This is a genomic window from Zunongwangia sp. L-65 (assembly GCF_056859415.1).
The window spans coordinates 61,773-68,981 of sequence record NZ_JBSXOK010000037.1; the positions used below are offsets into that span (position 1 = coordinate 61,773).

5 protein-coding genes, 1 tRNA gene and 2 pseudogenes are annotated in these 7,209 nt (G+C 36.1%); 4 read left to right on the forward strand and 4 right to left on the reverse strand.

All coding sequences use genetic code 11. The annotated features are described in order from the left end of the window. Together AC13DP_RS03725 and AC13DP_RS03730 are read right to left on the reverse strand one after the other, a co-directional pair. The gene (locus AC13DP_RS03725; RefSeq protein ID WP_483067326.1) at window positions 1–1,263 is read right to left on the reverse strand and encodes a YaiO family outer membrane beta-barrel protein; all 1,263 of its coding nucleotides are present in this window, start codon (window positions 1,261–1,263) and stop codon (window positions 1–3) included. A gap of 136 nt (window positions 1,264–1,399) precedes the next feature. Further along, complete coding sequence (locus AC13DP_RS03730) at window positions 1,400–2,395, reverse strand: PAS domain S-box protein (protein WP_483067327.1); 996 nt, start codon at window positions 2,393–2,395, stop codon at window positions 1,400–1,402. A gap of 209 nt (window positions 2,396–2,604) precedes the next feature. On the opposite strand from AC13DP_RS03730, the gene AC13DP_RS03735 reads away from it, so the two are divergent. Further along, window positions 2,605–3,453 carry an aldo/keto reductase gene (locus AC13DP_RS03735; RefSeq protein ID WP_347406624.1) on the forward strand — a complete coding sequence of 283 codons (849 nt, stop codon included), beginning with the start codon at window positions 2,605–2,607 and terminating at the stop codon, window positions 3,451–3,453. Between the two features lie 22 nt (window positions 3,454–3,475). Here the strand turns inward: AC13DP_RS03735 and AC13DP_RS03740 are convergent, their stop codons facing one another. After that, window positions 3,476–5,050: an NADP-dependent glyceraldehyde-3-phosphate dehydrogenase gene (locus AC13DP_RS03740; RefSeq protein ID WP_483067328.1), complete on the reverse strand. Its 1,575-nt coding sequence runs from the start codon at window positions 5,048–5,050 to the stop codon at window positions 3,476–3,478. 145 nt (window positions 5,051–5,195) lie between these two features. Between AC13DP_RS03740 and AC13DP_RS03745 the strand changes: the two genes are divergently transcribed. The 3 genes and pseudogenes from AC13DP_RS03745 to AC13DP_RS03755 all read left to right on the forward strand — a co-directional run bounded on the left by AC13DP_RS03745 (window position 5,196) and on the right by AC13DP_RS03755 (window position 6,777). Next, a tRNA-Pro gene (locus AC13DP_RS03745) sits at window positions 5,196–5,269 on the forward strand. Window positions 5,270–5,610: 341 nt separating this feature from the next. Continuing rightward, a pseudogene (locus AC13DP_RS03750) lies at window positions 5,611–5,730 on the forward strand (hypothetical protein); the annotation flags it as partial. Between the two features lie 69 nt (window positions 5,731–5,799). Further along, a complete protein-coding gene (locus AC13DP_RS03755; protein ID WP_347406622.1) occupies window positions 5,800–6,777 on the forward strand; it encodes a site-specific integrase in 978 nt (325 codons plus the stop codon). A 97-nt stretch (window positions 6,778–6,874) separates the two neighbouring features. Here the strand turns inward: AC13DP_RS03755 and AC13DP_RS03760 are convergent. Beyond that, a pseudogene (locus AC13DP_RS03760) lies at window positions 6,875–7,209 on the reverse strand (DUF4138 domain-containing protein); the annotation flags it as partial.

Here is a 7,209-nt window from a genome sequence, read left to right on the forward strand (position 1 = left end):
TTAAAAACGTTTTAAATATCCAACACCTATAGTGAATTGATTGCCTTTTTCTCCCTGGCGATATTCCTGATTTTGGATGCCTGTTTCTATAAATAGCACATTGGTGCTCCATAAAGTTTTTCGATAACCGATAGCGATATTATCTGATTTTAGACGGTATTGATTACCATTATTGTATAAGATATTATTGGTTTGATTATCTGGAGACAGACCAGTACCTACTCTTAAACTAAGAAAATCGTCTGCGCCACCAAGGTAATAACGCGTCATAAAACTGTATGATTGCGAAACAGAACTGTTGGATGGCGTTAAAAAAGTCCTGAAATTAAACCAAAAGCTCTTATAATATTTCCCTATAGAAGCGGTATAAATCCAGGTTTGGTCATCGAAACCTAATAATCGAAAACCGGCTTCGGCCTCCAGAGCCCATGGAAGATTGGCATAAAGGGAGAATCCAGCGCGATATTCGGGGAAAATCCCTGCATCATCAGAGAATCCTGCGTTTACATACGCGTAAAAAGTTTCAGAAATGCTTGGATAAGCGTCTACCTCAAATTGTAAGGCATTGTTGTTAAAACGGTTGGCGTAATTCACCCTGGCTACGATAGATCCTATTTTAGTTTGCCTACTATAATCGATACTGGCAAGGTGCCAGGGATCATCAAACTGTTTGTCAAAATAAACAAAATCGTAGGTAGCACCAATTTGGTTTTTGGCAGAAAGTATGGTTAATCGCTGACTTAAGGAGCGGGCTTCAGTATTTTTAGGATTAATTTTTAAAAGTCTTGAATTGGCTTCCTGAGCGAGTTTATATTCTTTAAGATCGCGAAGCACTTTCGCTTTCAGCAGTAATAAGTTTTCGGCATCTGGATGTACTTCCAGACCACTATTTACAATATCTAAGGCTTTTTTAGAATTGTCGTTCCAATATTCTAAACTACCGTAAGCAAAAGAACCGTCTTCGTGACCCGGATTGTCTTTTAAAACTTTCTCAAATTCTACTCTTGCGCTATCTGTTTTTTTACTCCAGGTGTAGACTCTACCTAAGAAGATTCGGATTCCTGTGTAATCGGGGCTTTGATCTAATGCCTGTTTGGCAAGTTTAATGGCTTTAGGATAATCGTCTTCTTCAAAAGCAGCATTTCTTGCCATGCTGAATAACTCATCAGCACCATATTCCTGAGCCCTACTATTAAAATTTAGAACCAGGCAAAAGAAAATTAAGGTGCAGTATTTAAAATAAGAACAGTGTATTTTTTGCATTATAAAAGGATACGGGTGCGAAAGCACATGATTTGGGTTTTATGAATATAAAAATTAAATACTATTTTACCTACAAAAATATTGGATAAACCAATATATCAAACAAAAATGAGAAGTGTTTTTAAGGGAGTTGCGATTAATCGTCTAATTCGATCTGGGCTGTTTTATCTGAAATTTCTCGAATAATTTTGTCAAATTCCTGAGCCGACCTGTTTATTTGCTCAAGGTAGAAGTCGGATGGCTCTTCAAAATGTTCATTAAGCATGTTTACCAGTGCCATCATTCGAACTAAGGGAGCCCTTACCACGTGGCTTTGAGTCCATGCTATTTCGCGTAGCTTTCTATTTTGGCTTTCCATCGCCTTAATGTGCTTGAGTTTTTTTGTAATATCGTTGGCAAGTATTAAGCGAGCCGATTTCTCATTAAATTTAATGAGGTTGCTATGGATTTCTACATCAATAATTTGATTATCCTTAGTTTTATGTTTGGAAATTCCTTTAAAGCTTCTGGTAACATTCTTTCTTGTTTCGTAAACCGTTTTAAGGATTTTTGGAATTTCGTCCCCAGATGCAATATCAGTAATTTTTAAGGAAAGGAATTCGTTAATAGAGTAGCCATATTTTTGTAGTGCAGCTTCGTTTACATCTAAAAACTCTAAGGTATCGATGTCATAAACCCACATGGGTTGCGGGCTTAAATGAAATAAACGGCTATAGCGCATTTTTGCTTCTTCCAGCGCATGAATATAATTGCAGCGATCTATATTGTGTCTTATCGCTTTATAGATACTAAAGGTATCTAAAGTTTCTTTTATCAGGTAATCTGAGGCTCCTCTTTCTAGACAAGAAATACTAAAAGGCAGGTCTGTTTTATTGCTTAAAATTACCGTGGGTATAGAGGGACTAAAGGATAGAATTTGGTCTATTTTAGTTGATGCCATTTCTCCTGGTTTGCCTAGATCTAAAAAGATGATATGGTATTTTTGCTTTTTTAATTCTTTAATAGCATCTGTAGTGGAATATACCGAAGTGACTTTAGTTTTAATAATTGATTTGTCCAGATAATTTTTTAGATAGAATACTTCCTCTTCAGGCTTAGCTATCATTAATATATTGGTCTTGTTTTCAATCATTTTCTCAACCTCTTCAAAAGCTTTTTAATGTTTCCTTTTAAAGCATTGGACTTCAGAAAAAGCATTCCGCATTAAGAATAATTTAAGGAATGTCAAAGATATAATCTTAGGCTGAATAAAACAATGAAAACTTTTAGCACAAAAAAATGTCAAAATTTCTATATATTTTTTGAACTAAAAATCACGCCTTATCTTTATAAAAAAAGCTTATGAAGATTACTGATATTAAAGGGACGGTACGCCTCCATAATGGATTAGAAATGCCCTATTTAGGCTTAGGTGTTTATAAATCTAAGGATGGAAAAGAAGTTAAGGACGCAATACATTATGCTTTAAAAGCAGGTTATCGACATATCGATACTGCCAGTTTTTATGATAATGAAGAGGGAGTAGGACAGGCGATAAAAGAAAGTAATATTAACAGAGATGATATTTTTATCACCAGTAAAGTCTGGAATGACGACCAGGGGTACGAAGGTACTTTAAAGGCTATCGATAAGAGCCTGGAGAAATTACAGTTGGATTATTTAGATTTGTATTTAATTCACTGGCCTGTTCCCGATACTTTGACTGAAACCTGGCGAGCGATGGAAGAGATTTATAAATCGGGTAAGGTAAAAGCCATCGGGTTATGTAATTGTGTAGAACATCAAATGGATGAAATCATTCAAAATGGTAGTATAAAGCCAATGTTGTTGCAAAATGAATTTCATCCAAAGTTGGTACAACAAAATATGCTGGATTATTGTACTGAAAGAAATATCCAGTATGAAGGTTGGTCACCCTTAATGCGCGGGCAAATTTTGGATAATAAACTTTTAAAAGATATCGCTGAAAAATATGGTAAATCTACCGCTCAGGTGGTGTTGAGATGGGATTTGCAAAAAGGTGTGATTACGATTCCCAAAAGTGTTCATGAAAACAGGATTCAGCAAAACGCTGATATTTTTGATTTTGAATTGTCTCAATCTGAAGTACAGAAGATAGATGATTTGGATAGTAATGAAAGAACAGGAGCACATCCCGATCATTTTATGGAGCATTTTGCCAATAAATAACCGGGATATTCCTGAGTAAAAGTTAGAGAAGATAATCTGTACTCATAAAATTAGAAGATTTGCTATGGAGTAAATTTTCTAAAATTTCGTTATTGTATGGATTATCTTTAGATGCAACAAATGTGCGTATAGAAAAGGAGCGCAGTGCATCGTGTACACTAAGCGTACCTACTGCCGAATCTTTTCTTCCCGTAAATGGGAAAACATCGGGACCTCGCTGGCAGGAGCTATTCAGGTTTACGCGGCAAACAAGATTTACCAGAGTGTCGATTAGCGGTGCAAGTTCTGCAATATCTTTACCAAAAAGTGATACCTGCTGGCCATAATTTGAATCTGCAATTTCTTCCAGGATTTCTTCAATGTCAGAAAAAGGTTTAACCGGTATAACCGGACCAAACTGCTCTTCCTGGTACACCTTCATATTTTTGGTCACCGGAAAAAGCACGGCCGGGAAAATAAAATTCTCTAAAACCTCACCTCCTTTTTTGTTGATTATTTTAGCCCCTTTTTGTTGGGCATCATCAATTAAATCTTGAATATAAGCAGGTTTTTCAGTCTCGGGAAGCGGGGTTAACTGTACCTTTTCTTCCCAGGGATTTCCAAATTTTAAAGCATCTACTTTTTCAGCAAAACGTTTTAAAAATGCGTCCTGAACCGATTCGTGTACATAAAGTATTTTAAGGGCGGTACAACGTTGGCCATTAAAAGAAAGTGTACCCGAGATACATTCGCTAATCGCTAAATCTAAGTCGGCATCCGGCAATACGATCCCCGGGTTTTTAGCTTCAAGTCCTAAAACCAGTCGTAGTCTGTTTTTAAAAGGATGTTGATCCTGCAAAGCAATAGCCGATTTACTATTACCTATAAGTGCGAGAACGTCTATTCTTCCGCTTTGCATTATAGGGGCGGCAACCTCACGACCTCTACCGTAAATTACATTTACCACACCGGCAGGAAAACTTTCCTGAAAAGCTTTAAGAAGCGGAGAAATTAGTAAAACTCCGTGTTTCGCCGGTTTAAAAATGACAGTATTCCCCATAATAATAGCGGGAATAAGTAAAGCAAAAGTTTCATTTAAAGGATAGTTATAAGGCCCCAGGCATAAAACGATTCCTAAAGGTCCCCTCCTAATATGCGCATAAACACCGTCTTTTTTAGAAAATTTAGCGCTGTTGCGATCCAGGTCTTTATAATCTTCAATAGTATCTTCTATATACTCCACCGTTCGGTCAAATTCCTTGTAAGAATCTGGCATAGATTTTCCAATTTCCCACATAAGGTATTTCACTACAATCTCGCGTTGCAATTTCATTTTGCCTACGAAATTTTCCATGCAGGCAATACGCTCGGATACTTTCATGGTAGGCCATAAGCCTTTTCCTTTATCAAAAGCATTGCAAGCTGAGGTTAATACTTCTAAAGCTGTAGTTTTATCCATATGTGGAACAGTCCCCAATAAAGTTCTTTGATAATTTTCTGAAGTTGAAATTGTAGAAAAAACTTCATCGGTTTTGCCTTGCCATTCGATGAGTTTACCGTCGCTTAGATAGGATTTTTGATGTAGTAGTTCGTTGATTTTTAGTTGGTCGGGTATCATATTTTTAAATTCAATTTAGTATAATGTGAATATACTCAATTTCCATTCTTTAGTGATTGTGAAATTATCAATTTATTAAGTTTTATTTTTATTCAATTATATTTTGAATTTATATCTGAACCTGTTTAATTTGCCATTTCAAATTCGGGATGTGGCGCAGTCTGGTAGCGTATACGTCTGGGGGGCGTAGGGTCGCAGGTTCAAATCCTGTCATCCCGACGAATAGGGTATTAAAAGGAATTCTTTTAATATATAAATAATTGAAAGTCAGTAAAATGTATTTTTACTGACTTTTTTTATATCCGTTTAAAAGCATATTCATTGATGTCCTATTTCGTGTCCTATTTTTTTAGGAAATAAATTCCTAAATTTAGGGTTAATAGCCCGTATTGACTTTCGGAGCGATTTGGCTTTCGTTTAAAGGAATGTTTAACCAAAACGAAAGTGATGACGAAATTTCACACATTCAATATTCATTTTTGGTTGAAAAAATCATCAATCAAAAATGATGGAACGACCCTATCTATGCAAGAATCTGGGTAGATAGTAGACCTAGCGATATAAGTACCAAGGAATCTGTACATGCTAAACACTGGGATGATAAGGCAGATCGGGTAAAAACTAGAACAAAAAACGCGAAAATCGTCAATGATGCACTAGATGAGATAAAATCACTCATCACGAAAGCATATAGGCAACTTAAAGATGAAAATAGGCCAATTACCTCTCAGTCTATTAAATTGAGGTATTTGGGCAAGGATAAGGCTGTATTGACGTGTAAGGACCTTATGGATTACCATAGGGAAAATGAACTTCATAAACTGGCACCTGGTACCGCTAAGAATTACAATGCTACCGAAAAATATGTGAGCCGTTTTCTCAAAAAGGAATTCAAATCGAATGATATCCCTTTGGCACAGATCAACTATACCTTTATAGTAAAATTTGAAAACTATCTCCGCACTTGTCCCCCTTTGAGTAAATCCAGACCGCTCAATCACAACGGTATGATGAAGCATTTAGAACGTTTACAGAAGTTTACCACCCTTGCCCTGAAGCATGGTTGGCTGAAATCAAATCCCTTTGCATTATATCAATTGAAGTACGAGGAATTTGATTGTCCATTTTTGGAGCGGGATGAGCTCGACAGCATAATGATGCTTCGCATTTCCCAAGAAAGTATTCGGTTGGTTAGGGATGTATTTGTTTTTTCCTGCTATACCGGGCTCAGTTATATCGAGGTAAAAAACTTGAAACAATGCGATATCGTCAATGGTATTGATGATGAGCAATGGATAATGGTCAGGCGTCAAAAGACAAAAACCCCGGTAAAACTACCCGTACTGGATGAGGCCAAGGCAATATTGGAGAAATATGCGGATTATCCTAGTGAAGAAAATAACTATTCTTTATTACGAATGTTCAGTGATCAAAAAATCAATAAAAACCTCAAGAAAATAGCGGAGTTATGCAACATTAAGAAGAACCTGACTTTTCACGTTGCGCGGCATACCTTTGCCACTACGATAGCCCTTCTCAATGATGTTCCTATAGAAACAGTCTCAAAAATATTGGGTCATACCAAATTATCAACGACTCAAAAATATGCCAGGGTTATTGAAAAGAAGATCAGTAGTGATATGACTAAATTGAAAACAAAATTAAAGAATTCAAAAAAGGAGCAAAACTATAAGCCAACAGTACACGACCACTTAAAAATTGTTTGATATAATTTCTTAGGATAATTCCCGAGAGCTTATCATACTATTCGTGATAAGCTCTCGGGAATCAATTTTTAAAAAGTATTATTATTAAAATAAATTACTATTTTTTGTTCATAGTAGTTTTTAGAACAATCTTGCTACTCCCATTTAACTCCTGCAATTCCAATTGCAATTTCTCCTTACTACCCAACACAAACTTAGGCAGCACATATACCAAGCATACCGATTGGCTGTTATAGATCTTCGAAGGCATATGGCAAGTATGGACCGGTCTTATTTCCAGTTTTTGAAAGAAAGATTTTCTTTTTTTGTTGCCACTAATCCGGTATACTTTCAGAAAATCTATTTCGAACGTAATTCCCGAAGTATTGGTAAAGTTCTATTACCAGATAGGTTTCTGAAGCTTGATGCCTCTCTTGCGTTTGGTCTTGGAAT